A 23,062-nucleotide genomic window follows, 5' to 3' on the forward strand; every position below is an offset into this window, starting at 1 on the left:
TCAAATAATCAGGACACCCCCAATGAAATACCAAATCGAAGCAACCCTTGTTAAGGATGGCGGCGAACCTGTGCATTGGCAGCGCTTTAGCGACAAAGCACTATCAGAAAAAGATTGCCTGAAAATGTTATCCCAGCCGTCCATGTTCAAAATGCAATTTAGAGAGCTGGATTACTACTGGACTGTTGGCAGTGGCAAGGCTGGAAAATGTGACAAATTGCCAAAAGTGTTAATAAAGAATTTCAGTTGTATAAAAATAAAATAATAGGCAGGAGGCGCATTTGGAAGACAAATTACTCTTCCACGAATCAACGAAACAATCCGTCTGGCAAACCTTAAAAGCTGTTCTCGCAACAAACCAACCGCATCAACTTATTATCAAGCCTTTCAAGCAGACTCGAAGCCTATCGCAAAATTCACTTTTTCATTTGTGGACATCTGAGATAAGCAAATATCTGTGTGCTAACAACGCTAATTATACCGCTGAGCAGGTGAAGGAAATGTTGAAACATACATTCTTAGGTTATGAAGTTGTAGAGCGTATCGATGTGACCACACAGCAGCCAGAGCGCGTCAGAACGCTCAGGAGGACATCAAAACTTGATACGGGTGAGATGCATGTTTTTATGCAAAAAGTGGAATGCTGGGCGATTGGCATACGTTGTTTCGTGACGATACCGGAGAGTTCGGAGTATATGAAATTAAAACAGGCACAGGAAACTTAAATGGCACTTAAAAGGGATAAATACGATGCCGTTTTCTCTGAATTAGTCCGAGAAAGAACCAACTGGATATGCGATTATTGCGCACGACATTTTCAGCATGAACGCGCTAAACTACACTGCTCACACTTCAAATCAAGGCGACATAAAGCCACCCGTTATCACCCCTGTAATAGTTTTTCGCACTGCGTAGGCTGTCATCGTAAGTTAGGCGAAGACCCTTACGAGTTTACCGCGCATGCAGAAATTACCTACGGTGAGATGACCATTGCCAAAATAGCGATGCTAGCAAATACCCCTGTAAGGCTCAAGGTGGGTGAAATGGATGAAATCTACCGGCAAATGAAAAGTGAGCTAAAAAGAATGAAAATGATGCGACTTCAAGGTTTTTTAGGGCGAATTGAGTTTTTCTTACCGGATTGGTATCAGGCAGGTATCACCTTTCGAATGGGCGAAGAAAAAGCCAACACACTTTAAACCACCATAACTATTCAACGCAGGGCATTGAAACCATGCCCCTATTTCTATTTTTGCCGGAGGGGAGATGAGTAGGCACGTAAAAGATTTACTGGAAGCATGGGGAAACTGGAGTATGAGCCGCATTGGAACCGAGTACAAAGGTATGTCTACCATTGCTCCTATTAAATTCGATGATGACAGACCTTGGCTAAGTGATGAGGAAGGCGAAATTGTTGATAAGGCCGTAGCAGGATTAAAAAAATATGACATCGATGGATATAACATTATTTGCTTACATTATCAGCATCATATTTCATGCCGGATGATAGCTAAAAACTGGAAGAAAAGACCCGATTATATCACCGCTTACATGGGTAGGGCTGAATCCTACATAGCTGGCACTGTTCACACACTCCTTAAAGCAACAAATTGACAACACCGTATCGACTATCGTATGCTGACCGTACTGAACTAATGTGCGGCAAACCGCACCCGATAGCAATGCGGCTTTTTTATGCCCGCAATACGGCATAATTGCATCCAAATAATGATCGGGTGGAGAGGCGTAATACAAAACCCAAAAGGGGAATATGCCCAGAGCTTCACATTAGGCTCAGTTAACACCCGATCGCCACTACTAACTGGCGTATTTTGACTAAACTAATGTGGAGGCCGAATATGGCTACTCAAATCACCGTAGAAACTATCCCCGCCATGACTCATAATGAGATTCCAGTTATGACAACTGAACTTTTGGCTTGGCTCTATGGTACAGAAACAAACAATATCAAAGTTAATCATTCGCGTAATTCAGATAGATTTGTTGAAGGAAAACATTATTTCAAATTGGAAGGCTCAGAATTACGAGAATTTAAGCACAAGGTTACTCAAAGTAACTCTGTGAAAATTGCACCTAATGTTCGTAGCCTCATGCTCTGGACAGAACGCGGCGCAGCAAGACACGCTAAAATGCTTGAAACCGATCAAGCATGGGAAGTCTTCGAGCAATTAGAAGATTACTATTTTCATGCAGAAAGAACATTTAATACACCTAAACACCATCCAGAAGCGAGAGAACTATTAACTGCTGATGATACCTCACATCTTTCTCGTTTAATTTGGACGATGGCTAACGGCTTCCGATTTGAGCGTTCGTGGACGCAAGGTATCTGGTATGCGCTACGTCATGCAACAGGTGTAGAGTCACCACAAAATTTTGAAGTTAATCAGATACCGATAATCGCAAAAGAATGCGAAAAGATTTATAACTTCACCAATGGCGTTAAAGAAGCGATCTATGAAGCGGAGAAACAGGCAGTAAGGCGAGTACTACGCAAACGTGAGGACGCAGACAAGGTGTTAGCTGAGATGAAACAATTACTTGAAGAGAGTAATCAGGAGCATACCTTTGTTTTGACCGATACATTAGCACGCTGGCAACAAGCAGAGATACAGCAATTTTTGCAGCGTTGTTAAATACTGATCAAATCATCAGTAAAATACTTGACTGTCCGTACATCCGTACAGTATTATATGCTATAGTAGCGCAAAGCTGTTGAGTTAGCGCTTAAACATATTATCAGAACCTCGCTTTTTGCGGGGTTTTTTTATTGTGTTATTAACCAAATAATAATATCTTATCAACGCACTACTTTTGTAAGCTCGTATGGTACATATAGGTAAATAAGGCAGTAGTGCATAGCCCCATGTGAAAGCGTGGGGCCTTTCATTTACGCCACCGCAAAAGACAGTTCAATAGCCTAAACGAGTAAGGCGGTTGGCTCCCTTTTTAATCCAAAGCAATGGAACCCTCAATGGGAGGGTATATGCGCATGTCAGAAAAATACTCAACACCCGCTGCCTATCTGTGGGGCATCATGACCACCATCGGTGGCGTTACAACAACGATTTTTGATTTTTTAACCCTTGACCAGTGGGTTGCGGTGATGGGTATCGGCTGCACGATAGGGACATTTTTAATCAACGTGTACTACCGCAAAAAGGAGTACAAACTCAAAGAGCGTCAGTATGAAGATACCGAAAAAAATATTGATGGCAACAGGCGGTAGCGCGTTGTTTCTGGCATCAAGCATGATAACGCATTTCGAAGGGTTGAGACTTAAGCCCTATTTTGACGGTGGCGGTGTGCTTTCTGTCTGTTATGGGCACACAGGTAACGATATTGAGCGTAACCGGACGTACACGCAAAAAGACTGCGATAAATGGCTTGATGACGATTTAAAAGCGGTAAAACGTTACGTTGACCCGCTGGTTAAGGTCAATATCAATACACTCACTCAGGCAGCCCTTTACTCATTTGCATACAACGTGGGTGTGGGGAATTTCGCTAAATCCACGTTACTCAAAAAGCTCAACGCTGATGACCGAACGGGCGCTTGTGATGAGATGAAGCGATGGGTTTATGTGAAAGGTGAAGTCTGGAAAGGGTTAATGACCCGTCGAGAAATAGAGAGTGTAATATGTTATGGCGACCTTACCCATTTGTCGTAGTGATTATTGCAGGATTAATCTTATGGGCATCCTGGTTGTTGACATCCTTAAACGAAGTCAGGTCATTGAATAAAAAACTCACCGTTGACCTCGATAAACAGATAGCCATTACGACTAATGCTTTTCAGTCAATGAAGGTAATCAATGATATTGCACGAATTAATAGTGAGACCCGTCAGCGTAAAGCAGTTGACTCTGAGGCAACACAAGCAGCAATTAAAACGCATGTCGCCAATCAGGATTGTGCCAATCGCATTATCCCTCATGGGGCTGTTGTCGAGTTGCAGCAGCACACGAACCGAATACGTTCAGGCTCCTCACATTCCGATACCCCCTCACCTACTCGCTGATTGCTTACCGCCAACAATCACGAGTATCACATGGCGTGATAGCCTGATACTCAATGAGCAGTTACTGACAGTGATTGAGCAGTGTAATCTTGACAAACAGGCGATAAGGCGAATTGAAGAGCAGAGAAATGATAGTTGATAACGAAAAGCAGACGGAATATCTACAGCAGTACATCAAATCACAGTGTCAATAGGAAAAAATAAGTGAAAAAAATAATAGATAGCGTTAAGGAAAGTTGGGTGCATTGCATTCTCACTATGTTGATTTTTTCCGGTGTTGTTTTTAAAAACAATCCGTTTTTTAACGTTGGGGTTGCGCTGGTTTGGTGTTTTGTTGTATTGGCGGTAGCAATGTCAACCTTGAACATTAATTTTGTCAAAATACTTAATTTGTCTAGAGGTGAAGCTAGAGAAGGATTTATTAACTATGCAAAAAGAATTAACAATCAAACAAATTTTAGCAAAATGCTGAATAAAGTTCTGATTTGCATTGAGTTCGTCAGTTTGGCTTATTGTGGTTGGATAGCGACAGGAATTATTTTTTTTATCACTATTTTTGTGATGAAAATGTCTGTTAAGTTTTTATCTCCCAGCGATGATAATTGAGAATGAGAAGCAGACGGAATACTTACAGAGTTATATCAAAACACAGTGTCAATGAATCGTTAATTGGCACGTTCAAATCTTAACAATCACCGCGCCCTCACCGCGCATTTAAATAAACCCGAGACAATTCACAAAATAGACCTCAGAGAACGTCAGTCAATCATGATGCGTTCGGGGGCTGTGCGTTCTGTGTGAGCTGAGGTCTCTTTTTTGAAAGGTTAGCATCATATGAAATACTCGGTTATTGATATCGAAAATATTCATGTTCGCAGCAATGAGCATGGGACTTATAACCTTAATGATTTGCACAAAGCAGCTATTGCAGGTGGTTTAGCCAAAAAATGGCAAGTACCGAGTCAATTCTTACAATCTGATGGAATTAAGGAATTTGTTGAAGAAGTGACCAGAGTGCTAAAAAACACTCTGGAACAAAATCAAATACTTACTGTATTTAATGGTGGAAATGAGAAGGGAACATGGTCTCATGAATTGATTGCATTAAGATATGCTGCCTGGTTGTCTCCTGCATTTGAAGTTAAAGTTTATCAAACATTTCGTGCGGCGATTCTCGGTCATTTAGATAAGTTTGCTCAGGCAAATCGATTAGAACTTCACTATCAAAATAAAAAAAGTAATGTAAGTAGTGCTGCAAAGATTATGAATCAATGGGGTCTTGGTGGAGAAAAGCATAAGCTTGAATCAGAAAGAGAAAGGTTGATCAAAGAAATGCAAATGACCATACCTGGACTGATAGAGGCTTAATTAAATGACTACACATGAATTCTTTTGCTGGCGAGTAGCCGAGGCTTATATGTATTACCTGATGGCAACGAATCGTCGCCCCGTCTACCGCTATGAAACGGGGGATATCGAAGTCAGTCGTCATTTTTTAATGCCTTTGCTTGATGGTTATCTCGGGGACAGAAAATCGCCGGAATGGAGAGCGAGGTTTTATGTGAAATTGATGACACCACTCAGCGAAAAAGCAGATCCACGAGCAATAATTTGCGCTGGCAAAGTTCCACAGTTAAACCGTCGTGGTATCAAGTATATGAACGCATTGCTTCATGAATTTGGCAATATGCTCTTGGATATTGGTGTTAAAGATGATAGAGGAATGCTTATTTTTCCAACAGAAAGTGAATGGGCAAACCTGAAATTCACCCATATCTCATTTGAATAACGTAGATCGTTACCATGAACCACGAACAGTTCATCGAAACCAATGTCAAGGCCGAGTTAATGAAGCTCGGTTTTTCTAACTCTGTCGCCAGCTTAGCCACAAGTGAAGCTATCCGCTATTACCGCAAACAGCCAGCGAGTAAACGAGGCAAGATGCTAGAAGATTGTCTCAATCAGGCTAAACGATGGGCGAGATTGACAAAAACAAGATAATTATCAACTGAGGTAGATGTTATGACTCTCACAGACAAACAGGAAGCCTTTTGTCGCGAGTACCTGATTGATTTGAACGCGACGCAGGCGGCAATAAGAGCCGGCTATAGCGAAAAAACAGCACGTAAAACAGGTTGTGAGAACGTAACAAAACCAGACATTCAGAAACGCATTCAAGCGCTTATGGAAGCGCGCAAGAATCGTATTGATATCAATGCTGACTACGTGCTTAAGCGACTGGTTGAGATCGACCAAATGGATGTACTCGATATTCTGACCGATTCTGGCGATTTAAGACCGATCAAAGATTGGCCTAAAGTCTGGCGGACAACATTAAGCGGTTTAGATATTGCAGCCATACGAGTTGATGGCGCAGAAGCATTGCTCAAAAAAATAAAGTGGCCAGATAAAGTTAAAAACCTTGAGTTACTTGGCAAGCATGTCTCAGTACAGGCTTTTAGAGAACAAGTAAAAAATGAGCATGATGTGGTCGGAATGTTATCTAATCTTATGGACGAACTTTCACAAAAATAACTATGAAGCCACAACATTTAGCTTTATTGCGCGATAAGCTTTGGCGACTAAATCATCTTTATTGGATAACGGATAAAACCGGAAAACCAATTCGATTTGACATGACCCCTGAGCAGTTATTCTATTTTGAAGGAATGCATACCAGAAACATCATTCTAAAGGCGCGTCAGCTAGGGTTTACGACTGAAGTGTGTATTATTCAGCTTGATGCGGCGTTATTTGAATCTGCCAGGTGTGCATTAATTGCGCATACTCTTAATGATGCTAGGCGATTATTCAGAGAAAAAACCAAATACGCTTATGAGCGACTACCGGCTGAAATAAAAGCGGCTAACCCAGCCAGTAATGATTCAGCGGGTGAACTGGTATTCCATAAAGGGGGTTCACTTTACATTAGTACTTCATTTCGCGGTGGTACATTGCGTTATCTGCATGTTTCTGAATTTGGCAAGATTTGTGCAAAATATCCCGATAAGGCACGTGAAATTGTAACTGGTGCTTTTGAAGCGGTATCCAGTGATTGCTTTGTCACTATAGAAAGCACGGGCGAGGGAAGATCTGGTTACTTTTATGATTATTGTCAGTCTGCTGAAAAAGCACAACTTCAAGTAAAAAAACTTTCACAGCTCGATTGGAAATTCTTTTTCTTCCCATGGTGGGAAAACAATAATTATGCAATTGATCCGGTGGAGCCCATTCCAAAGCGGCTAATTGATTATTTCACTGAGCTGTCCGGCAAACATGGCATTCGGTTAACCGACAAACAGAAAGCCTGGTATTACGCAAAAGAGAAAACGCTTGGTTATGATATGAAGCGGGAATATCCCTCACTTCCCGCTGAAGCTTTCCAACAGTCAGTAGAAGGCGCCTACTATGCCAGGCAGTTTCGTTATCTTTATCAAAATAAACGCATTGGCACATTGCCTGATAATTCACATTTGCCAGTACATACATATTGGGATATTGGGGTTGGTGATTCAACGTCAATCTGGTTTGTACGTGAAGTGGGAATTGAATTTCATATCATTGATCACTACTCAAATAGTGGTGAAGGGTTGCGGCATTACATGAAGATACTGAAAGATAAAGGCTATACCTACGCCAGTCACAATGCACCTCATGATATTGATAATCGTGAATTTGGTTCTGACGCAAAATCCAGGCGTGAAATCGCAAGAGAAGGTTATGAAATAGATGGGCAGAAATACGCAATACGATTTGATGTAGTGCCAAAACTTTCAATTGATGAAGGTATTGAGGCGGTACGTGAAATATTGCCAAATTGTGTATTTGATGAACATCGATGTGCCGATGGAGTTGCTCATTTAGAAGCTTATCGCAAAGAGTGGGATGACAAGCTGGGTTGCTGGAAAGATAAACCCCTACATGATTTTACGTCACATGATGCTGATGCATTTCGATATTTTGCGGTTAGCCGAAAAAATAAACAGCGTCCCGCCTTTGAGATTAATTTAGGAACCACATTCTAATGAGTATGTCTAATGTTGATTTTACCCGTCCTGAATATAAATTGTTTGTGTTGCAATGGGCATTAGTTCGGACAGTTTGTAAAGGAGATGATTCAGTAAAAAGCTATCTGCCGATATTAGAAGAATCGAATAAAGAACGCAAAAGGAAACGTAATAGCGATTATCAAGATCGTGCGGTGTTTTATCCGATAACCGGTCATACCCGTAATGGGATGATAGGAATGGCTTTTAAAAAAGATCCGCTGGTTGAGATTGACGAAAGACTGGCTTATCTGAAAGAGGATGCTGATGGAGCGGGTTCAAGTCTTTATCAGTTAGCCCAATCGTCATTGGAATCCGTCTTGGAAGTGGGGCGACATGGCTTATATGTCGATTATAACAACGAGTCAAAGCAAGTCTATTTTTTTCAATACAAAGCCGAAGATATTATCAACTGGCGAATGCAACGCATTAATGGTCGTAATCGCTTAACTCTGGTGGTATTACGTGAAACAGTAGAAGAACAAGACGGTTTTGGATTCAAGGATGCCATTCAATATCGTGTTCTGGCTATTGAAGAAGGGAAATTTATCTGTCGCGTTTATCGAAAACCCGCAGGAAACAGTGTTTACCAAATAGATGTTGAATATATCCCTGATCGCGGTGGCTCAGGTGCTTGGGAGGAGATCCCGTTTACCTTTATTGGTGCTCAAAATAATGATCACACTATTGATGAAGCGCCGTTACTCGGACTCGCCAAAATCAATTTGGGTCATTATCGAAATTCCGCCGATTATGAAGATTCGGTTTTTTTCTGTGGTCAGGTGCAACCCTATATTAGCGGCTTGAAAGATGAATGGCGTGACTGGTTAGAGAAAAAGGGTATATTAGTCGGCTCCCGCTCACCCATTTTGTTACCTGAGCAAGGTTCCTGTGGTTACATTCAAGCACAGCCTAACATGCTAGCGAAAGAAGCGATGGACAGCAAGCGTGATTATATGGTGGGGCTGGGCGCTCAATTAGTTTCCGCTGATAGTAAAGTGAAAACCGTTATTCAATCAGTGGGTGAATTAAGTGCACAAACATCTGTCCTGAGTATCTGTTGCGCGAATGTCTCAGAAGGTTTAACTAAAGGGTTAAAGTGGTGCGCTGAATATGCGGGTGCTGAACCTGATAAATGCGCTTTTGAAATTAATAGGGACTTGGTCAATCACATTGCCGATAGCACGATGATACGTGAGATAGTGTCAGCCTGGCAATCTAGCGCCATCCGTCAGTCTGACTTGGTGCGTAACTTGCAAAAATTTGACATTATCAATCCGGCTGATGAGGTTGATGATGTCATTGATGAACTTAACAATCAGCAACCCACTATGATAGGTGAGCGATGAGAACGGTGAATGAGCGCCTGATGGATGAGTTACTTGCTCACTCGCTGTTTTCCAGTCGTTATGCCAGCGGTGTAGCAAAGAGAATGGTCAACGCCCTCAATGCATTTGATGCCCAGCTTAGTGCATCCTTAATTGTGGCACTAGATGACGCCAATATTGATGCTGATAGTTTTACTGTTAGGCGATTAGAATCTTTGCTCGCCAGTGTTAAGGCTATTAATAAAAATGCGGTAGCCAGCGCGTTTTCTCTGTTAAGCGCCGAGATGAAAGCGCATGCACACTATGAGGTAGATTATTATCCCGCTTTATTTGATTTTCTAATGCCAGGGGTTGTTCTTCGTCAATATCCATTGATGAGTCTCACCACAGATATGCTCTATGCAGCGGTGATGGCGCGCCCATTGCAGGGAAAACTGTTATCTGAGTGGGCTGAGGGGCTGGAAAAAGACCGCATGATGCGCATTAATAATACCATTCGCAATGGCTATCTAAATGGGGATAGTGCTGTGCAAATTGGTCGTAACATCCGTGGTCACGCCAAGCAAGGTTATAAAGACGGTGCGCTACAAATTAGTCGGGCTAATGCTACAACTATTGCCAAAACGGCAATCAATCATCTGCAGGCAACTGCCAGAAATCATTTTGCTGAAGCGAATAGAGACATTCTGGCGGGCAAACAGTGGTTATCTACCCTGGATAATAAAACGTCGCCCGCTTGTATTATTCGCGATCAATTGAAATATACCCTTGAAGGTAAGCCAATCGGCCATAAAGTGCCCTATTTGCAAGGACCAGGAAAAATTCACTGGAATTGTCGTTCGACTGAAACATTGATCACTAAATCATGGCGTCAATTGGGGATTGATGTTGATGAAATGGACGAAAGCACTCGGGCCTCGATGGATGGACAAATACTTGCCGAGACAACCTTTCTTCAATGGATACAACGACAACCTGCTTGGCGACAAAAGCAGGTATTTGGTGAAGTCCGTTACCGGCTTATGAAAGAGGGTGGCATGCATCCGGCCCAGTTTTATAGCGATAAAGGTGAGTTTATTACACTGGATAAATTGAAAGAAATAGATAAACAAGCCTTCATTGCTGCTGAATTAGGCTAATACTGCATTAATTAACATCAAGCCCGCGGATAAGCGGGTTTTTTTATTTACTAAATTTAACGCGCAAGGCGCATAGACAAATCCCAAGGGGAAATCATGAGTTTTATCAATATCGATCGTAAATACCACTCACCAGCCGATGATCCTAATGGTGGTAGCGGCAGTGGTTCGCAAATCACGCCTGAACTACAAGCCATTATCGATAAGCAGGTTAATGAGCAAGTGGTGGGACTGAAAGCCAAAAACAGTGAATTACTCGGTAAACTCAAAGAACAAAACGAGAATCTAAAACGCTTTGAAGGAATCGATCCTGAACAGGTCAAAGGCATTTTGCAACGCTTTGACAATGATGAAGAAGCGAAGTTGCTTGCCGAAGGCAAGATTGACGAGGTTATCAATAAGCGCACGGAACGATTGCGCCATGATGTAGAAAAAAAACTACAATCTGAGAAGCGAAGGGCGGAAAAGGCAGAAGAATTTGCCAATAAATTCCGCAGTCGGGTTTTAGGCGATGAAATTCGTGCAGCTGCAAGTCAATCCGGCGCGTTAGCCAGTGCTCAGGAAGATTTGATATTACGTGCCAAGGGCATATTTAAAATCAATGACGAAGGTCAGGCCGTCGCTGTTGATGAGGAAAACAATCCGATTATGGGTAAAGATGGCCGTACACCTTTAACCCCCGCTGAGTGGATTGATTCGCTAAAAGAAAGTGCCCCCCATTTGTTTCCTTCTGCATCCGGTACAGGTTCAGGGGATAGTAAGTCAGGGGGCGCACATTTTAAACGTTCTCAGATGTCTTCAGCTGATAAGGCCGCATATATCCGGCGATTCGGTCGTGAAGCTTATCTGGGATTACCAAAGTAAGGAATTAATATAATGGCAACGACGGTTAATAGTGATTTAATTATTTATAATGATTTGGCTCAAACCGCATTTTTAGAGCGCAGACAAGATAATCTTGAGGTGTTTAATCAGGCATCTAATGGCGCAATTGTACTAGATAATGTTTTTATTGAAGGCGATTTACGTAAACGGGCATTTTATCAGATAAGTGGTTCGATTGAACATCGTGACGTGAATTCTACGGATAAAGTTACCGGTAAGAAAATTGGGGCGGGAGAATCCGTTGACGTTAAAGCCCCTTGGAAATATGGCCCCTATGAAATCACCGAAGAGTCATTTAAACGACGTGGCAGGGATGTTTCAGAATTTTCTGAGCTTGTGGGTACGGATGCTGCTGATGCTTCGCTTGAAGGCTATATCAAGTATTCCCTGGCAGCATTGAGGGCTGCGATTGGCGCTAATACGGATATGATGGTCACGGCTAATATTGCTACCGATGGCAAGAAGACCCTCACTAAGGGGTTGCGCAAATACGGGGATAAATTCAACCGTGTCAATTTGTTTGTCATGCACTCAACAACTTATTTTGACATTGTTGATCAGGCGATTGATAACAAGGTTTATGAAGAAGCAGGCGTGGTAATTTACGGCGGCCAACCTGGAACGCTAGGTAAACCCGTATTAGTCACCGATACTGCACCTGTTGATGCTATATTTGGTTTAGTCCCAGGGGCTATCACTATCACGGAATCCCAGGAACCTCATTTTCGCTCTTATGAAATCAACGATCAGGAAAATTTAGGCGTTGGCTATCGAGGTGAAGGCGTGGTAAATGTGGGCGTGCTCGGTTACAGCTGGGATGAATCAAAAGGAACTAATCCTGATCTGACAAAATTGGGCACAGCTGGCAACTGGAAGAAACATTTCACCAGTAACAAATTAACGGCAGGCGTAATGATAAAATTGAAGCATGAAGCGAGTTTGAATTTATCTGTGGATAAAACCACCGCGACAGCCAATAACAGCGATGCGGTGACCATTTCACTTGATTACTCAAAAGATAATCAACCTGTCCAGGGTGGCAATGTTGAGTGGTCAAGCACAGGTGGAAAATTGAGTAAAGCGGCGACTAAAACCGATGCAAAGGGTAAGTCCAGCGTCAAATTAACCGCCAGTACAGCAGGACAACTTACCGTCACTGCGACAGTGGATGGTGAGATGCGCACCACAGAAAGTATCACTTTTTCATAAAGAAAAATAAAGTTAAGGGGACTTTTGTCCCTTTTTTTGAGGTGAATATGATTGATTCGGATAAAAATTCGCCAACATTTAATAGTTATGCCAGCGTTGAGGATCTAAAGCGCTATGCCCGTGAAAGAGGAATTGATATACCCACTGATGACTCACATATTGAGTCGATGCTGGTGACTGCGATGGACTATTTAGCGTCACAGCCATGGTTAGGAAAACGAACCCACTTAACCCAACCGCTATCCTTCCCACGCACAGGGTTATTTTATGACGGCGTGCCTATTGAGAATGACGCCATCCCTAAGCAACTCATTATGGCCCAGTGTCGGCTGGCGATTGATTCAGAGAACGAGGATTTACAGCCAACGTTAGGGGGCGAAGTGACCACAGAACGTATTGAGGGGGCTATCACGGTCCAATATGCCTCGGGGACAAATTCGGGTTTACCCAAATTTCCCTGGTTAAATGGTTTGCTTAATGGCTTGTTAGATATACGTTCTGGATTTGCCATCAACACCTTTTCGGTGAGGTGATGATGAATCTTTATACTCGAATGGGTAAAACGACTGAGCGCTTGATAAAGCAGTACGGCATGGACTATGTCTTAAAAAGAAAAGGTAAATTTTATGTTGATAAAAAGGGTCAGGAGATTATCGAACCCGATATGGTATTAAAGGTGGTAGGAGTAAAGACACAGTTTGCTATCAATGAAGTGGACAATTCCCTCGTTTTAACCAGTGATATTAAATTCATTGCGCATGCAAAGAGTAATATTCAACAGGGGGATATCATTATCATCGATAACAGAAATCATCGAGTGATTGCTGTAAAAGAGTTAAAGCCCCAACGCCAAACTATTTGTTTCATTGCACAATTGAGAGCTTGATATGACAAACAATTTTACAGCCGCCATTAATGCGTTTGTCAGTAAAGCAGAAGAAAAAATGGAAGTGGTTACCAAGGTGACATTCATTAAGATACTTGCAAGGTTAGTCATGATGTCGCCTGTCGGTAATCCTTCTATCTGGCAAGTGAATGCTAAAATAGCCGGAAAGGGAAAAGGAAATGAAAGGAAGCCTGCAGGGTATACGGGGGGAAGATTTCGTGGCAACTGGCAAGTGACGTTTGATGAAGTACCAATGAAAGAAACGGGACGAATAGATAAAAGTGGCGAAGTAACACAAGCTGAGGGCAATCATGTTATCGGTCAGTTTAAAGTGGGCATGAAGTCAGTCTATTTTTCCAATGTGGTTCCTTATGCTTATCGACTTGAGATGGGGCATTCAAAACAGGCACCGAAAGGTATGGTACGGATCACGGCACAAGAATTTCAGCAGTTTTTTCATCAGGCTATCGCAGAGCGTAAAGGATGAACCCATTAACCATTAATACCGCGATACGGGCACATATTGCCCAATTTGCTGAGTCTGAAAATATCAAGGTTGCCTGGCCAAATTGTGAATTCGATGATATCAATGAACCCTATTTACAACTACACATCATGCCAGCGACAACTAAAAATTTGAGTTTATCGCTCGATATGCCTGTATTTAGCGGTGTCATACAGATAAATGTAGTTGGCAAAGCAGGAACGGGCGACACATTGGTCATGAATGTCGCTAATCGTTTAATAAATTATCTAACAAACGGCTTTTCGTTGACCGATAATCTTTTTTTAAACGGTGAGCCATGTTTATTTCCAGCAATCTGTGATCAGGTTAATTATATTCTCCCCGTCAGCGTTGCTTATCGTTGTCACTCTACAATTTAACATTGCCGCCACATGGTGGTTTTTCAACAGCCAATAATGAGGTTTTATCATGGCATATAATATTCCTAATGGTTCGCGTGTTTATGTAGCTAGTAAATATGCGGATGAGATAACAATTACGGCGGCTACCAATGCGACAGAGGCGGTATTAACTGTCAATTCGATTGGCAGCATTAAAACGGGCAATATTGTCCAGATTGATTGTGGCTGGAAAAAAATGTCAGGCGCTTTTAAAGTGAAAAAAGCAGCTGATACCAGTATTACACTGGAATCAATCGATACCACCGATAAAGCCGTTTTTCCCGTTGGTGGTGCTAAAGGAAGCTTGAAGAAAGTGGAAGAATGGGAGGCGATGCCGCAAGTCATGACATTATCGACGGAGGGCGGTGAGCAGCAAACGCAGGAAATTCAGTTTTTGGAAGATGAACAGGCAGAAACCGTTGATACCTTTAAAAATGGTATCACGCAGGTTTATACCTTTGCACATGATGCAAAATTACCTATTCGTACGTTATTGATGAAACTCGATGACAGCAAGCAAATTACGGCAATGCGTTTTTTCAATAAACGTGCCAGTGAGGATCGTTATTTTACTGCTTCGGTCTCTTTCCAGCGCGTGCCCAATACAGCTATCAACGAGGTTGAAAACGTGGTAGCCCGTTTCTCACTTAAATCTGATATGCAAATCTATGCAGTATAATTAAGGATGTAGCATGGCAAAATTTACATTGATACCCAAGCCAACGTTTAAAGCCAATGTCCTCATTCCGGTGGCAGGCAAAAAAGAGCCAGAGGTGGTGACCTTCACCTTTAATCACAAAGCCATGAGTGAACTGGAAACCATGCGTGAAATGCCGATTGATGAGTTCTACCAGCAGATTATTGCTGACTGGGCGATTGAAGAGCCTTATCACGCTGATAATTTGAAGCTGCTATTTGACAACTATCCCTCAGCTGCCAGCGCCATTAGTACAACGTATTATAGCGAACTATTAGGCCAACGCGAAAAAAACTCCTAGCGGTCGTTGAGGCCATGTATGGCGGCATGACCGAGACTGATATCCGCAACTTTGAAGCCGCCTTTGGTTTTACGCCGGAAGACAGCGAGGTTGAAGTCTGGCCAGATGTCTGGGAGGCTTATCTTACTTTTAATGCCCTGCGTACTCAGTGGCGAATGGGGGCGAATGGCCCCACAGGGTTGGATTACAGCGTTTTATCCCACGTCATCGATTATTTGGGTATTAATCAGGATAAAGGCGCTTTATTTAATGATATACGGGTGATGGAAGCGAAAGCCTTAGCGATAATGCACCAATAAGGCGGATATTTTTATCACAGGCTTTAAATGTTTAGTTGTTCGAAGGAAAATATAATGACTGATATCGCCACGATTTCATTAAAAGTAAACACGGCGGATTTGGAAAGAGGTGAACAGAAGTTAAAGTCATTTCAGGGAACAGCGGAAAAGGTTGAAAAGGCTTCCTCAAATCTGGAGGGCGGATTAAAAAAAGTTAGCTTAGCCTCACTGAGAAATGCAGAAACCATTAAGACGCAAAAAAGTGAACTTAATGACCTGTTAAATCGAATTAATCCCACCAATAAAGCGTTTGATGAACTGGATAAAATTAGCCGTAAGCTCGCCGCTTCACATCAAAAAGGTTTACTCCCCCTTGACCAGTTTATTGATTACAACACGATACTGGAAGAGTCGAGAGATAAGCTAAGCCGGATGAATCTGGCGCTGACCGCAGAAGGGAGAGCGCTACTTGCACAGGAAGAAGCTTCAAAACGAGCGAAGTTAGCCGCTGATAATTTTCTAAACACATTAAAACAGCAATCAGACACGATAGGCAAGACGCGAACTGAAGTTCTTGAACTAAAAGCGGCGCAGATGGGCATTTCTCAACAGGCAGCGCCGATGATTGCCAAATTAAAAGAACAAGAAAAAGCGTTTATGAATGGCGCGGTAACGATGGGGCAATATCGTCATGCAATGCGTATGTTACCTATGCAGATGACCGATGTGGTGACCTCATTGGCTTCCGGTATGCCGGCCTGGATGGTATTGGTGCAGCAAGGTGGACAGATTAAAGACTCGTTTGGTGGTGTTGGTAATGCCTTTAAAGCAATAGGCTCAATATTAACCCCTACCCGATTGTTGATGGGAGGATTGGCAGGTGTTACGGCAGCTGTTGCCATCGCCGCTTATAAAGGCTCACAAGAGTTTAGTGAATTTAACAAGCAACTCATTTTAACGGGTGGGTATGCAGGGAAAACGGCTGGGCAACTTGATAGGTTGGCCAAACAGTTGTCAGCAGATGGCATAACACAAGGTGGAATGGCGGATGTAATAACTAAAGTTGTGGGGTCAGGTTCATTTTCTGGCAATGAAATTGATAATATTGCCAATGTCGCTGCCAGAATGGAAAAATTGGTGGGTCAATCTGTTGATGAAACAATAAAACAGTTCCAGCGCATCAAAGATGACCCAGTTAAAGCGATTAACGAACTTGACAAAAGTCTGCATTTTCTGACTGCAACACAACTAGCGCAAATATCGACATTAGAGGAACAGGGAAGAAAGCACGAAGCCGCTAAAGTTGCCATGGAAGCCTATGCGACTGCAACGAATAATAGAACCCAGCAGATAAAAGCGAATTTAGGTTACCTTGAGTCAGCCTGGGCAGCGGTTAAAGATAAAGCAAGACTTGCTTGGGATAGCATGTTAGATATTGGTCGTGAACACACATTAGACCAGAAGATACGTGATTACGAGGAAAAATTAGTTGCATTCCAGGTAAATCCGGTTGCAAGATTAAATTATTATAATGCCTCAGGGAAAACAGCGACAGATTTAAGGCGTGAACTTGATTTACTGAAAGAGAAAAAATATCAACAGGATATTGAAAATCAGAGAAAACAAGCGGCGGTAAGGGCTCAAGAGGCAGAGAAAGCACGTTTTAGGGTTGACCAGGAGCTCAAACACAAATATGAAAATGCGGAAGAAAAGCATCAAAGTGAGCTTGAAAGAATAAGAAATTCGGGTGGTTCAAAATCCGTTATCGATGAAGCGATAAGGCGTGAAAATGCCCGTTATGCGAAAGAAAAATCAAGTTCAGACTCAAAAGCTGATGCATACCGCCCATCTTTAGGCACACGTTGGGAAGAAGAAGCGCAAGCCAGAAACAGAGCACTGCAGGCAGAATTACGAACATTACAGGATGAAAGTCAATATGTTGGGATTATCAGCCAGCAACGCAGGGAGCTTTTCAAAACAGAAAACCAGCTAGTCATTCTTGAAGAGGCCAAAAGTGGCACAAACAAACGCCGTCTGAGTGAAGATGAGCGGTCATTATTATTAAAAAAAGAAGCCATTCTCTCTGAGAAGCGTGAAGCTGCACAGATAGGCGATAAAATTGAGAAACAAAAACAACTCAATGCCTTGCGGTTATCGAATGATGGATTGCAAGAAGAAATAAGACTCAGGCTGGAGAGTATTGGCAAAACCGAGATTCAAATAGCGAAAGAGCAGGAACTGAAGAAATACCGTGAAGAAATGGCCCGTAAAGGGATTGAGCAAGAAAACCCTGAGTATGGTCGAGGACTTTCACTGATTGATGAGAAATACAAAAATGAGGAGTCATTGCGGAAAAACTGGGAAGCAGGGGTTAAGCAAGGATTTACAAATTTCGAACAACAAGCGACTGATGCTTATGGCAATGTCGCCAATGTTACCAGGTTTGCCTTTGAAGGAATGAGTCAATCACTGACTGATTTTTTGATGACCGGCAAAGCTAATTTTGCTGATTTCACTAAATCATTACTTGAGATGATTGTGAAGATAATGACGCAAATGGCGATGCTTCAGGCGATGAAAGCGGCTTTTGGTGGGCAAACAGAAGGCTGGCGCGGGGCAGTGGCGGGTATTTTAGGTTTTTCATCAGGCGGATATGTGGGTGGTGGGGGTAAATATGACCCGAAAGGTATCGTTCATGGTGGGGAATTTGTATTTACCAAAGAAGCGACTCAGCGGTTAGGTATTGCTAACCTGTATCGCCTGATGGATGGAAGTAAGCGAGGTTATGCGTCTGGTGGATATGTGGGCACCTCTTCAACGCCCATGTACGGCATGCAACCCGTAGCAAGCGGTGTTAATGTCAATTTAGGCGGTATTCATGTTGACGGTCAACCGTCGCAGACAAGCCCTTCCAATGTCGATATGCGCGCAGCCGAGCAATCCTTAACCCAGAAAATCAAATCTGTTTTAGTGGCAGAAAGTCGAGATGGAGGTGATTTAAACAAAATTATCAAGGCAGTCAATGGGCGGGGTTATTAATCGATGAGCGCATTTTTGATAGAAAAAAATTTCACTTTTGTTATGCTTGGCATCAATTTAGATTCAGTCACTATTGGCCAAACGTAAAATCAAAGGAAAAACAATGAAAAAAACGTTACTGTTTTTAATTCCAACACTATTTTCTGGTGCTGTAATCGCAAAGTCTGGTGAAAGTACGCTTTCTTTTGGGTATTTGAATGTAAAGTCTGGTGGAGAGAAAAAATTAACTGAGAAAGCGGATAGAACAAAACCAGATCCTGAGGGAATTGCAACAGTTTATGCTGATGGTTATTCAAAAGCAGGGGGCGCATTTGTGCGTTATCGCTATGAATTTAGTGATGATTGGGGAATTATCAGTTCATTTGCTTATTCGAAAACAGATTATAGCACACCGATTACTTTGAATGTTGATAAAAATACATCTAAACATACTTCGGATATTAAAGGAGACTATATGTCTTTAATGGCTGGCCCAACTTATAGGATCAATGAATACGTAAGTGTTTATGGATTAGTAGGCTTGGGATATAGCAATGTAAACTTTGATTTAGATGTCACCAAATATGGTAAAAAAACGTTTTCAAAAAGCAGCACTAGCTTAGCCTACGGCGTTGGTATGCAAGTGAATGTTTACGAGGGCGTTACCGTTGATGTAGGCTATGAACGCTCAGGCAGTGGCGAATGGAAAACAGACGCATTCACGGTTGGTTTAGGATATAAGTTTTAAGCTGTAGTTAACCTGACAGTTATTCGCTATTACTGTGATAACTGTCAGGTAGACTCATACCTACATTATAAGTTTTGCCCACCGAATTTTTATTTTTTAGCAACAACATTTCATCTTGGTGAATTTTATATGAAATTTGAGGATATTTTAGACACAATTCCATTAAGGGAAAGTGGGAGATGCTCCTTCCGTCATAGCACTACTACATCTTTCTGTGGATTTCCAGATACCATTGAAAACGGTCAGAAGATTTTCCCATGCTTCAGCATCCCCGTTTCCATATGCACGGAAAGTCAGCCTGATTCGGTATCCGTCCTTATTGTTGGTCGCCAAATTGATGAAGTGAGTAGGCGCAAGTTGGATATCGACGATTCCATTGAGGAAATCGGGCCTGTATATTTGCAGATAAAGAGAAAACATTCTAACTAGCCCTTGAGAAACGCCCGCGTAATTACTTTGAATGTTTATTCTGTTTTATTATAATTGATTTTAATTCTTTAATTTCAGTTAATAAATCCATTGCGATATTTGGTATTCCAGAATTTGTACAATTGACCTCCTTATTTCTATTTATAGCTTCCTGAAGAATCATAACTATTTCTGTGTTCATGGAGCGCCCATTTTGTTCAGCAATATCAGCTATCGCTTCTCTTGTCACCGATCATGCAAAACTGATCCACTAACGATCATCTAAAACTGATCCACTTGGTATTATTCGCACATTTTTGTACGGATAATTTATGTTAACCAAGGAGATATTTGTGGATATTCATGTTCGCTTTGCACAAGGACAAAGCCTTCGAAAAATTGCCAGTGAGTTGGGTATATCCCGTAACACCGTAAAACATCATTTACAACAACAGACAATGCCAACTTATGCTAAAAGAAGTCAACAACCGACTAAATTATCCCCCTTTAAACCTTATTTGCTTCAGCGAATTGAACTGGCTAAACCTGATTGGATCCCTGCAACAGTCTTATTTGATGAGGTAGTTGAAAACGGCTATCAAGGTGGTATTGCTCAATTACGCCGATTTGTTTGTCAATTTAAACCAAGCATTGTTCCCGAAGTAGTCGTCCGTTTTGAAACACAGCCAGGTCAACAAATGCAAATCGACTTCACCAGCATCCGGCGAGGTAAAAAATCGCTGAAAGCGTTTGTTGCAACGCTAGGCTATTCGCGTGCGAGTTATGTAAAGTTCTTTGATAATGAACGAGCAGAATCGTGGCAGCAAGGTTTAAGAGAAGCTTTCGACTACTTTGGTGGTGTACCACAGGAAGTATTGTGTGATAACGCAAAATCCCTCATCATCGAACGGGATGCTTATGCAGAAGGTGATCATAAATTACATGTCGAAATGCTTCAAATGTCGAAAGATTACGGGTTTAAATTGAAGGCTTGCAAGCCCTACAGGGCAAAAACGAAAGGGAAAGTAGAGCGCTTTAACCACTATTTAAAAAACAGCTTTATCGTGCCATTAAACACCGACCTTCGTGCTCATAATCTTGAACTGGATATTGAAATAGCTAATGCAAAAGTGGGTCCATGGTTACAACGCGTTGCCCATCAGCGAATTCATGGAACAACGTTAGAGAAGCCAGCAGATAGATTAGCTAAGGAAGTTAAGTCTCTTCTACCCTTACCAGCAAGGGTTTGCCAATCTATCCCACAGACTAATACGCTTAATATCCCTATCGTACCGCCCCTTGAATCTGTCAGTTTGCAACACTCAATCAGCGTATACGAAGCATTACTGGGAGGTGAACATGTTATTGCATGAACAAATTGAACACCTGTGTGAGTCATTGAAATTAAATTCTATTCCGACTCATTGGTCATCACTTGCCGAAAAATGCATTGCCCAAGACAAAAGCTACGGAGAGTTTTTACTGTCCCTGTTAAAATGTGAGCAACAACAACGAGATGAACGAACTCGTAATCTTTTGAGTCGGATGGCAGGATTCCCAGCACATAAAGAACTTAATACGTTCGATTTTAAGTTTGCAACGGGGATCCCCAAACAACACATACAGGAATTAAGCGCATTAACGTTTATTGAACGTAATGAAAATGTCGTGTTGCTTGGCCCAAGCGGTGTAGGCAAAACGCATTTAGCTATTGGGTTAGGATTAAAAGCAGTACAGGCCAAGAAGAAAACCCGCTTTACCACGGCAGCTGAACTGATGTTGCAACTCTCAACTGCCAAACGACAAAATAAGCTCAAACAATATCTATCACGTTCGGTGATGGCCCCGAAGTTGTTGATTATCGATGAGATTGGATACCTGCCGTTTGGGCGAGAAGAAGCAAACCTGTTTTTCAATGTGATTGCCAAGCGTTATGAGCATGGCAGTGTCATATTGACGAGTAACCTATCATTTGGGCAATGGCCAAGTGCTTTTGCTGATGACGCAACATTAACTGCCGCTATGCTTGATCGTTTACTTCATCATTCGCATGTACTGCAATTAAGCGGTGAAAGCTACCGATTGAAAGATAAGCGGCGCTCAGGAGCAATAACTGAGTAAAACAGTGGATCAATTTTGATTGATCGGATTTAGATAAAAAGTGGATCAGTTTTCGGTGATCGTTGACACTCTCATTCCAGCAGGCATCCTAATGTTAAATCTATCCATTTCTTGGCTTGGGTATTTCTTTGTCATTAGTCAACCCTATAATTGTTCTTTGGAAAAAATATAAATGATTAGTTCATTTGGATTTCTTTTTTTAACTTCTCAATCATATCTTCAAGCATACTAATTCTATTTTCAAAATCATCTTTATTTTCAGATAACTGCTGGTTCTCTTTAGATAAAGAATCTTCAAGGCGCTTCACGATTTCTGAGTTTAATGAACGGGTATTTCTTCTCGCTTCTTCATGTAAGCGATCTTTTAATTCGGTAGTCATTCTTACGCCAAATGGTGCTATATCTCCTATTTTCATATGTTTAATTATATGTAAAGAGTTTTAATTGAAAATAAGTACTAAAAAAATTATTAAGAATGTTCGAAACTATTAATTTAAGAAGCATCTAAGGGATTACTATTTTTCGAGATTATTTTTCAGTGTTTGGATTTGATTCTCTAGCGCTATAATGCGATTAGTTAAATCAGAGATAGTCAATTCTTGAACATTTTTGTTTTGTTTCACCCAAGCTTCTATCGCGGCAACCATTTCCTGATTGGCCGATCTCCCATTAACGTTAGCTAACTCATTAATTCTATTTTTTAGCTCCACAGGTAATCTTAAATTAACCTGTGGGTTTTTGTATTTTCTTTCTGACATATTCTAATCCGTAAGTTTTATTTACAGAATATGTGGGTATCTATTGACTATCAATACGTACCTATTTAATATGTATGCATACCACATACAAAAAGGAGAAAACATGAAAGTATCAAAACCTTCATCTGTTCGTTTCCCTGACGAGATAGAAACCTTGTTAAGGAAGTTAGCGAATAAGAGTGATAGGTCTTACAGCAAGGAGATAGTAAGTCGGGTGCGCCGCACTTTAAAAGAAGATGGTTTAATTAATGCATAAAAAACAGCAAAACCCCAACTGGACGAGCAGTCAGGG

At 41.7% G+C, this 23,062-nt stretch carries 35 protein-coding genes; 32 read left to right on the forward strand and 3 right to left on the reverse strand.

Going from position 1 to position 23,062, the window contains the following annotated elements:
- The first annotated feature begins 22 nt into the window (after positions 1–22).
- The 29 genes from ArsFIN_RS08360 (at position 23) to ArsFIN_RS08490 (ending at position 19,483) form a co-directional block, all read left to right on the forward strand.
- A complete protein-coding gene (locus tag ArsFIN_RS08360; protein ID WP_135677505.1) occupies positions 23–265 on the forward strand; it encodes a DUF1187 family protein in 243 nt (80 codons plus the stop codon).
- Between the two features lie 16 nt (positions 266–281).
- Positions 282–725 carry a recombination protein NinB gene (locus ArsFIN_RS08365; RefSeq protein WP_135677632.1) on the forward strand — a complete coding sequence of 148 codons (444 nt, stop codon included), beginning with the start codon at positions 282–284 and terminating at the stop codon, positions 723–725.
- A complete protein-coding gene (locus tag ArsFIN_RS08370) occupies positions 726–1,199 on the forward strand; it encodes a hypothetical protein (RefSeq protein WP_135677633.1) in 474 nt (157 codons plus the stop codon).
- 67 nt (positions 1,200–1,266) lie between these two features.
- Entirely contained in the window at positions 1,267–1,614 is a 348-nt protein-coding gene (locus ArsFIN_RS08375; protein ID WP_135677634.1) for an antiterminator Q family protein, read from the forward strand.
- A gap of 245 nt (positions 1,615–1,859) precedes the next feature.
- A complete protein-coding gene (locus tag ArsFIN_RS27390) occupies positions 1,860–2,657 on the forward strand; it encodes an ORF6N domain-containing protein (RefSeq protein ID WP_246067393.1) in 798 nt (265 codons plus the stop codon).
- Between the two features lie 338 nt (positions 2,658–2,995).
- Positions 2,996–3,250: a phage holin family protein gene (locus ArsFIN_RS08385; RefSeq protein WP_246067394.1), complete on the forward strand. Its 255-nt coding sequence runs from the start codon at positions 2,996–2,998 to the stop codon at positions 3,248–3,250.
- The gene (locus ArsFIN_RS08390; protein WP_135677635.1) at positions 3,210–3,692 is read left to right on the forward strand and encodes a lysozyme; all 483 of its coding nucleotides are present in this window, start codon (positions 3,210–3,212) and stop codon (positions 3,690–3,692) included. Before ArsFIN_RS08385 ends, ArsFIN_RS08390 begins: the two co-directional genes overlap by 41 nt.
- Positions 3,662–4,042, forward strand: coding sequence for a hypothetical protein (locus ArsFIN_RS26290; protein WP_167876642.1), 381 nt, complete (start codon positions 3,662–3,664; stop codon positions 4,040–4,042). The genes ArsFIN_RS08390 and ArsFIN_RS26290 overlap by 31 nt, the downstream gene beginning before the upstream one ends.
- On the forward strand, positions 3,957–4,181 hold the full coding sequence (gene lysC, locus ArsFIN_RS29140) for an Rz1-like lysis system protein LysC (RefSeq protein ID WP_425322476.1): 225 nt from the start codon (positions 3,957–3,959) through the stop codon (positions 4,179–4,181). The genes ArsFIN_RS26290 and lysC overlap by 86 nt, the downstream gene beginning before the upstream one ends.
- Before the next feature lie 65 nt (positions 4,182–4,246).
- The gene (locus ArsFIN_RS08400; RefSeq protein WP_135677637.1) at positions 4,247–4,648 is read left to right on the forward strand and encodes a hypothetical protein; all 402 of its coding nucleotides are present in this window, start codon (positions 4,247–4,249) and stop codon (positions 4,646–4,648) included.
- Positions 4,638–4,703 (forward strand): hypothetical protein, encoded by a 66-nt coding sequence (locus tag ArsFIN_RS28795; protein ID WP_407062037.1) that lies wholly within the window; start codon positions 4,638–4,640, stop codon positions 4,701–4,703. The genes ArsFIN_RS08400 and ArsFIN_RS28795 overlap by 11 nt, the downstream gene beginning before the upstream one ends.
- 173 nt (positions 4,704–4,876) lie before the next feature.
- On the forward strand, positions 4,877–5,410 hold the full coding sequence (locus tag ArsFIN_RS08405) for a KilA-N domain-containing protein (RefSeq protein WP_135677638.1): 534 nt from the start codon (positions 4,877–4,879) through the stop codon (positions 5,408–5,410).
- A 4-nt stretch (positions 5,411–5,414) separates the two neighbouring features.
- Positions 5,415–5,831 (forward strand): hypothetical protein, encoded by a 417-nt coding sequence (locus ArsFIN_RS08410; RefSeq protein ID WP_135677639.1) that lies wholly within the window; start codon positions 5,415–5,417, stop codon positions 5,829–5,831.
- A gap of 14 nt (positions 5,832–5,845) precedes the next feature.
- Positions 5,846–6,043, forward strand: coding sequence for a hypothetical protein (locus tag ArsFIN_RS08415; RefSeq protein WP_135677640.1), 198 nt, complete (start codon positions 5,846–5,848; stop codon positions 6,041–6,043).
- Positions 6,044–6,064: 21 nt separating this feature from the next.
- Complete coding sequence (locus ArsFIN_RS08420; RefSeq protein WP_135677641.1) at positions 6,065–6,577, forward strand: terminase small subunit; 513 nt, start codon at positions 6,065–6,067, stop codon at positions 6,575–6,577.
- Positions 6,578–6,579: 2 nt separating this feature from the next.
- A complete protein-coding gene (locus tag ArsFIN_RS08425) occupies positions 6,580–8,067 on the forward strand; it encodes a terminase (protein ID WP_135677642.1) in 1,488 nt (495 codons plus the stop codon).
- Positions 8,067–9,437: a DUF4055 domain-containing protein gene (locus ArsFIN_RS08430; protein WP_026823570.1), complete on the forward strand. Its 1,371-nt coding sequence runs from the start codon at positions 8,067–8,069 to the stop codon at positions 9,435–9,437. Before ArsFIN_RS08425 ends, ArsFIN_RS08430 begins: the two co-directional genes overlap by 1 nt.
- Positions 9,434–10,555, forward strand: a complete 1,122-nt coding sequence (locus ArsFIN_RS08435; protein ID WP_026823571.1) for a phage minor head protein — start codon at positions 9,434–9,436, stop codon at positions 10,553–10,555. The genes ArsFIN_RS08430 and ArsFIN_RS08435 overlap by 4 nt, the downstream gene beginning before the upstream one ends.
- A 96-nt stretch (positions 10,556–10,651) precedes the next feature.
- Complete coding sequence (locus ArsFIN_RS08440) at positions 10,652–11,419, forward strand: hypothetical protein (protein WP_026823572.1); 768 nt, start codon at positions 10,652–10,654, stop codon at positions 11,417–11,419.
- A gap of 12 nt (positions 11,420–11,431) precedes the next feature.
- Positions 11,432–12,649: a major capsid protein gene (locus ArsFIN_RS08445; RefSeq protein WP_071846895.1), complete on the forward strand. Its 1,218-nt coding sequence runs from the start codon at positions 11,432–11,434 to the stop codon at positions 12,647–12,649.
- Positions 12,650–12,696: 47 nt separating this feature from the next.
- Positions 12,697–13,182, forward strand: coding sequence for a DnaT-like ssDNA-binding protein (locus tag ArsFIN_RS08450; protein WP_026823573.1), 486 nt, complete (start codon positions 12,697–12,699; stop codon positions 13,180–13,182).
- Positions 13,182–13,535, forward strand: coding sequence for a hypothetical protein (locus tag ArsFIN_RS08455; protein ID WP_135677643.1), 354 nt, complete (start codon positions 13,182–13,184; stop codon positions 13,533–13,535). The genes ArsFIN_RS08450 and ArsFIN_RS08455 overlap by 1 nt, the downstream gene beginning before the upstream one ends.
- 1 nt (position 13,536) lies before the next feature.
- Positions 13,537–14,022: a hypothetical protein gene (locus ArsFIN_RS08460; protein WP_026823575.1), complete on the forward strand. Its 486-nt coding sequence runs from the start codon at positions 13,537–13,539 to the stop codon at positions 14,020–14,022.
- The gene (locus ArsFIN_RS08465; protein WP_026823576.1) at positions 14,019–14,420 is read left to right on the forward strand and encodes a phage tail terminator-like protein; all 402 of its coding nucleotides are present in this window, start codon (positions 14,019–14,021) and stop codon (positions 14,418–14,420) included. The genes ArsFIN_RS08460 and ArsFIN_RS08465 overlap by 4 nt, the downstream gene beginning before the upstream one ends.
- A 49-nt stretch (positions 14,421–14,469) precedes the next feature.
- Entirely contained in the window at positions 14,470–15,120 is a 651-nt protein-coding gene (locus ArsFIN_RS08470; RefSeq protein WP_026823577.1) for a phage tail tube protein, read from the forward strand.
- 13 nt (positions 15,121–15,133) lie between these two features.
- Complete coding sequence (locus ArsFIN_RS08475; protein WP_026823578.1) at positions 15,134–15,439, forward strand: phage tail assembly chaperone; 306 nt, start codon at positions 15,134–15,136, stop codon at positions 15,437–15,439.
- Between the two features lie 26 nt (positions 15,440–15,465).
- The gene (locus ArsFIN_RS08480; protein WP_246067395.1) at positions 15,466–15,738 is read left to right on the forward strand and encodes a DUF1799 domain-containing protein; all 273 of its coding nucleotides are present in this window, start codon (positions 15,466–15,468) and stop codon (positions 15,736–15,738) included.
- Positions 15,739–15,792: 54 nt separating this feature from the next.
- A complete protein-coding gene (locus tag ArsFIN_RS08485; protein WP_026823580.1) occupies positions 15,793–18,756 on the forward strand; it encodes a phage tail tape measure protein in 2,964 nt (987 codons plus the stop codon).
- Between the two features lie 103 nt (positions 18,757–18,859).
- Positions 18,860–19,483, forward strand: coding sequence for an Ail/Lom family outer membrane beta-barrel protein (locus tag ArsFIN_RS08490; RefSeq protein ID WP_051297113.1), 624 nt, complete (start codon positions 18,860–18,862; stop codon positions 19,481–19,483).
- A 451-nt stretch (positions 19,484–19,934) separates the two neighbouring features.
- On the opposite strand, the gene ArsFIN_RS08495 is transcribed toward ArsFIN_RS08490, so the two are convergent.
- A complete protein-coding gene (locus ArsFIN_RS08495) occupies positions 19,935–20,141 on the reverse strand; it encodes an Arc family DNA-binding protein (RefSeq protein ID WP_026823581.1) in 207 nt (68 codons plus the stop codon).
- Positions 20,142–20,223: 82 nt separating this feature from the next.
- On the opposite strand from ArsFIN_RS08495, the gene istA reads away from it, so the two are divergent.
- Both istA and istB read left to right on the forward strand, forming a co-directional pair.
- Positions 20,224–21,264 carry an IS21 family transposase gene (istA, locus tag ArsFIN_RS08500; RefSeq protein WP_135677417.1) on the forward strand — a complete coding sequence of 347 codons (1,041 nt, stop codon included), beginning with the start codon at positions 20,224–20,226 and terminating at the stop codon, positions 21,262–21,264.
- On the forward strand, positions 21,251–22,012 hold the full coding sequence (istB, locus tag ArsFIN_RS08505; RefSeq protein WP_135677409.1) for an IS21-like element helper ATPase IstB: 762 nt from the start codon (positions 21,251–21,253) through the stop codon (positions 22,010–22,012). Before istA ends, istB begins: the two co-directional genes overlap by 14 nt.
- Before the next feature lie 176 nt (positions 22,013–22,188).
- Here istB and ArsFIN_RS08510 read toward each other — a convergent pair whose 3' ends face one another.
- Positions 22,189–22,428: an Arc family DNA-binding protein gene (locus ArsFIN_RS08510; protein ID WP_081700699.1), complete on the reverse strand. Its 240-nt coding sequence runs from the start codon at positions 22,426–22,428 to the stop codon at positions 22,189–22,191.
- A 99-nt stretch (positions 22,429–22,527) separates the two neighbouring features.
- Positions 22,528–22,770 carry an Arc family DNA-binding protein gene (locus tag ArsFIN_RS08515; RefSeq protein ID WP_026823717.1) on the reverse strand — a complete coding sequence of 81 codons (243 nt, stop codon included), beginning with the start codon at positions 22,768–22,770 and terminating at the stop codon, positions 22,528–22,530.
- Positions 22,771–22,873: 103 nt separating this feature from the next.
- Here ArsFIN_RS08515 and ArsFIN_RS08520 point away from each other — a divergent pair, with 103 nt between their 5' ends.
- The gene (locus ArsFIN_RS08520) at positions 22,874–23,026 is read left to right on the forward strand and encodes an Arc family DNA-binding protein (RefSeq protein ID WP_026823716.1); all 153 of its coding nucleotides are present in this window, start codon (positions 22,874–22,876) and stop codon (positions 23,024–23,026) included.
- Positions 23,027–23,062 lie beyond the last annotated feature (36 nt).

The organism is Arsenophonus nasoniae (genome assembly GCF_004768525.1).
Taxonomy (GTDB): domain Bacteria; phylum Pseudomonadota; class Gammaproteobacteria; order Enterobacterales; family Enterobacteriaceae; genus Arsenophonus; species Arsenophonus nasoniae.

Bases quoted from the DNA above. Each gene is read 5' to 3' on its own strand.
- ArsFIN_RS08360 (WP_135677505.1), top strand. From the start codon at position 23: ATGAAATACCAAATCGAAGCAACCCTTGTTAAGGATGGCGGCGAACCT.
- ArsFIN_RS08370 (WP_135677633.1), top strand. From the start codon at position 726: ATGGCACTTAAAAGGGATAAATACGATGCCGTTTTCTCTGAATTAGTC.
- ArsFIN_RS08375 (WP_135677634.1), top strand. From the start codon at position 1,267: ATGAGTAGGCACGTAAAAGATTTACTGGAAGCATGGGGAAACTGGAGT.
- ArsFIN_RS27390 (WP_246067393.1), top strand. From the start codon at position 1,860: ATGGCTACTCAAATCACCGTAGAAACTATCCCCGCCATGACTCATAAT.
- ArsFIN_RS08385 (WP_246067394.1), top strand. From the start codon at position 2,996: ATGGGAGGGTATATGCGCATGTCAGAAAAATACTCAACACCCGCTGCC.
- ArsFIN_RS08390 (WP_135677635.1), top strand. From the start codon at position 3,210: ATGAAGATACCGAAAAAAATATTGATGGCAACAGGCGGTAGCGCGTTG.
- ArsFIN_RS26290 (WP_167876642.1), top strand. From the start codon at position 3,662: ATGTTATGGCGACCTTACCCATTTGTCGTAGTGATTATTGCAGGATTA.
- lysC (WP_425322476.1), top strand. From the start codon at position 3,957: ATGGGGCTGTTGTCGAGTTGCAGCAGCACACGAACCGAATACGTTCAG.
- ArsFIN_RS08405 (WP_135677638.1), top strand. From the start codon at position 4,877: ATGAAATACTCGGTTATTGATATCGAAAATATTCATGTTCGCAGCAAT.
- ArsFIN_RS08410 (WP_135677639.1), top strand. From the start codon at position 5,415: ATGACTACACATGAATTCTTTTGCTGGCGAGTAGCCGAGGCTTATATG.
- ArsFIN_RS08415 (WP_135677640.1), top strand. From the start codon at position 5,846: ATGAACCACGAACAGTTCATCGAAACCAATGTCAAGGCCGAGTTAATG.
- ArsFIN_RS08420 (WP_135677641.1), top strand. From the start codon at position 6,065: ATGACTCTCACAGACAAACAGGAAGCCTTTTGTCGCGAGTACCTGATT.
- ArsFIN_RS08425 (WP_135677642.1), top strand. From the start codon at position 6,580: ATGAAGCCACAACATTTAGCTTTATTGCGCGATAAGCTTTGGCGACTA.
- ArsFIN_RS08430 (WP_026823570.1), top strand. From the start codon at position 8,067: ATGAGTATGTCTAATGTTGATTTTACCCGTCCTGAATATAAATTGTTT.
- ArsFIN_RS08435 (WP_026823571.1), top strand. From the start codon at position 9,434: ATGAGAACGGTGAATGAGCGCCTGATGGATGAGTTACTTGCTCACTCG.
- ArsFIN_RS08440 (WP_026823572.1), top strand. From the start codon at position 10,652: ATGAGTTTTATCAATATCGATCGTAAATACCACTCACCAGCCGATGAT.
- ArsFIN_RS08445 (WP_071846895.1), top strand. From the start codon at position 11,432: ATGGCAACGACGGTTAATAGTGATTTAATTATTTATAATGATTTGGCT.
- ArsFIN_RS08450 (WP_026823573.1), top strand. From the start codon at position 12,697: ATGATTGATTCGGATAAAAATTCGCCAACATTTAATAGTTATGCCAGC.
- ArsFIN_RS08455 (WP_135677643.1), top strand. From the start codon at position 13,182: ATGATGAATCTTTATACTCGAATGGGTAAAACGACTGAGCGCTTGATA.
- ArsFIN_RS08460 (WP_026823575.1), top strand. From the start codon at position 13,537: ATGACAAACAATTTTACAGCCGCCATTAATGCGTTTGTCAGTAAAGCA.
- ArsFIN_RS08465 (WP_026823576.1), top strand. From the start codon at position 14,019: ATGAACCCATTAACCATTAATACCGCGATACGGGCACATATTGCCCAA.
- ArsFIN_RS08470 (WP_026823577.1), top strand. From the start codon at position 14,470: ATGGCATATAATATTCCTAATGGTTCGCGTGTTTATGTAGCTAGTAAA.
- ArsFIN_RS08475 (WP_026823578.1), top strand. From the start codon at position 15,134: ATGGCAAAATTTACATTGATACCCAAGCCAACGTTTAAAGCCAATGTC.
- ArsFIN_RS08480 (WP_246067395.1), top strand. From the start codon at position 15,466: ATGACCGAGACTGATATCCGCAACTTTGAAGCCGCCTTTGGTTTTACG.
- ArsFIN_RS08485 (WP_026823580.1), top strand. From the start codon at position 15,793: ATGACTGATATCGCCACGATTTCATTAAAAGTAAACACGGCGGATTTG.
- ArsFIN_RS08490 (WP_051297113.1), top strand. From the start codon at position 18,860: ATGAAAAAAACGTTACTGTTTTTAATTCCAACACTATTTTCTGGTGCT.
- istA (WP_135677417.1), top strand. From the start codon at position 20,224: ATGTTAACCAAGGAGATATTTGTGGATATTCATGTTCGCTTTGCACAA.
- istB (WP_135677409.1), top strand. From the start codon at position 21,251: ATGTTATTGCATGAACAAATTGAACACCTGTGTGAGTCATTGAAATTA.
- ArsFIN_RS08510 (WP_081700699.1), bottom strand. From the start codon at position 22,428: ATGAAAATAGGAGATATAGCACCATTTGGCGTAAGAATGACTACCGAA.
- ArsFIN_RS08515 (WP_026823717.1), bottom strand. From the start codon at position 22,770: ATGTCAGAAAGAAAATACAAAAACCCACAGGTTAATTTAAGATTACCT.
- ArsFIN_RS08520 (WP_026823716.1), top strand. From the start codon at position 22,874: ATGAAAGTATCAAAACCTTCATCTGTTCGTTTCCCTGACGAGATAGAA.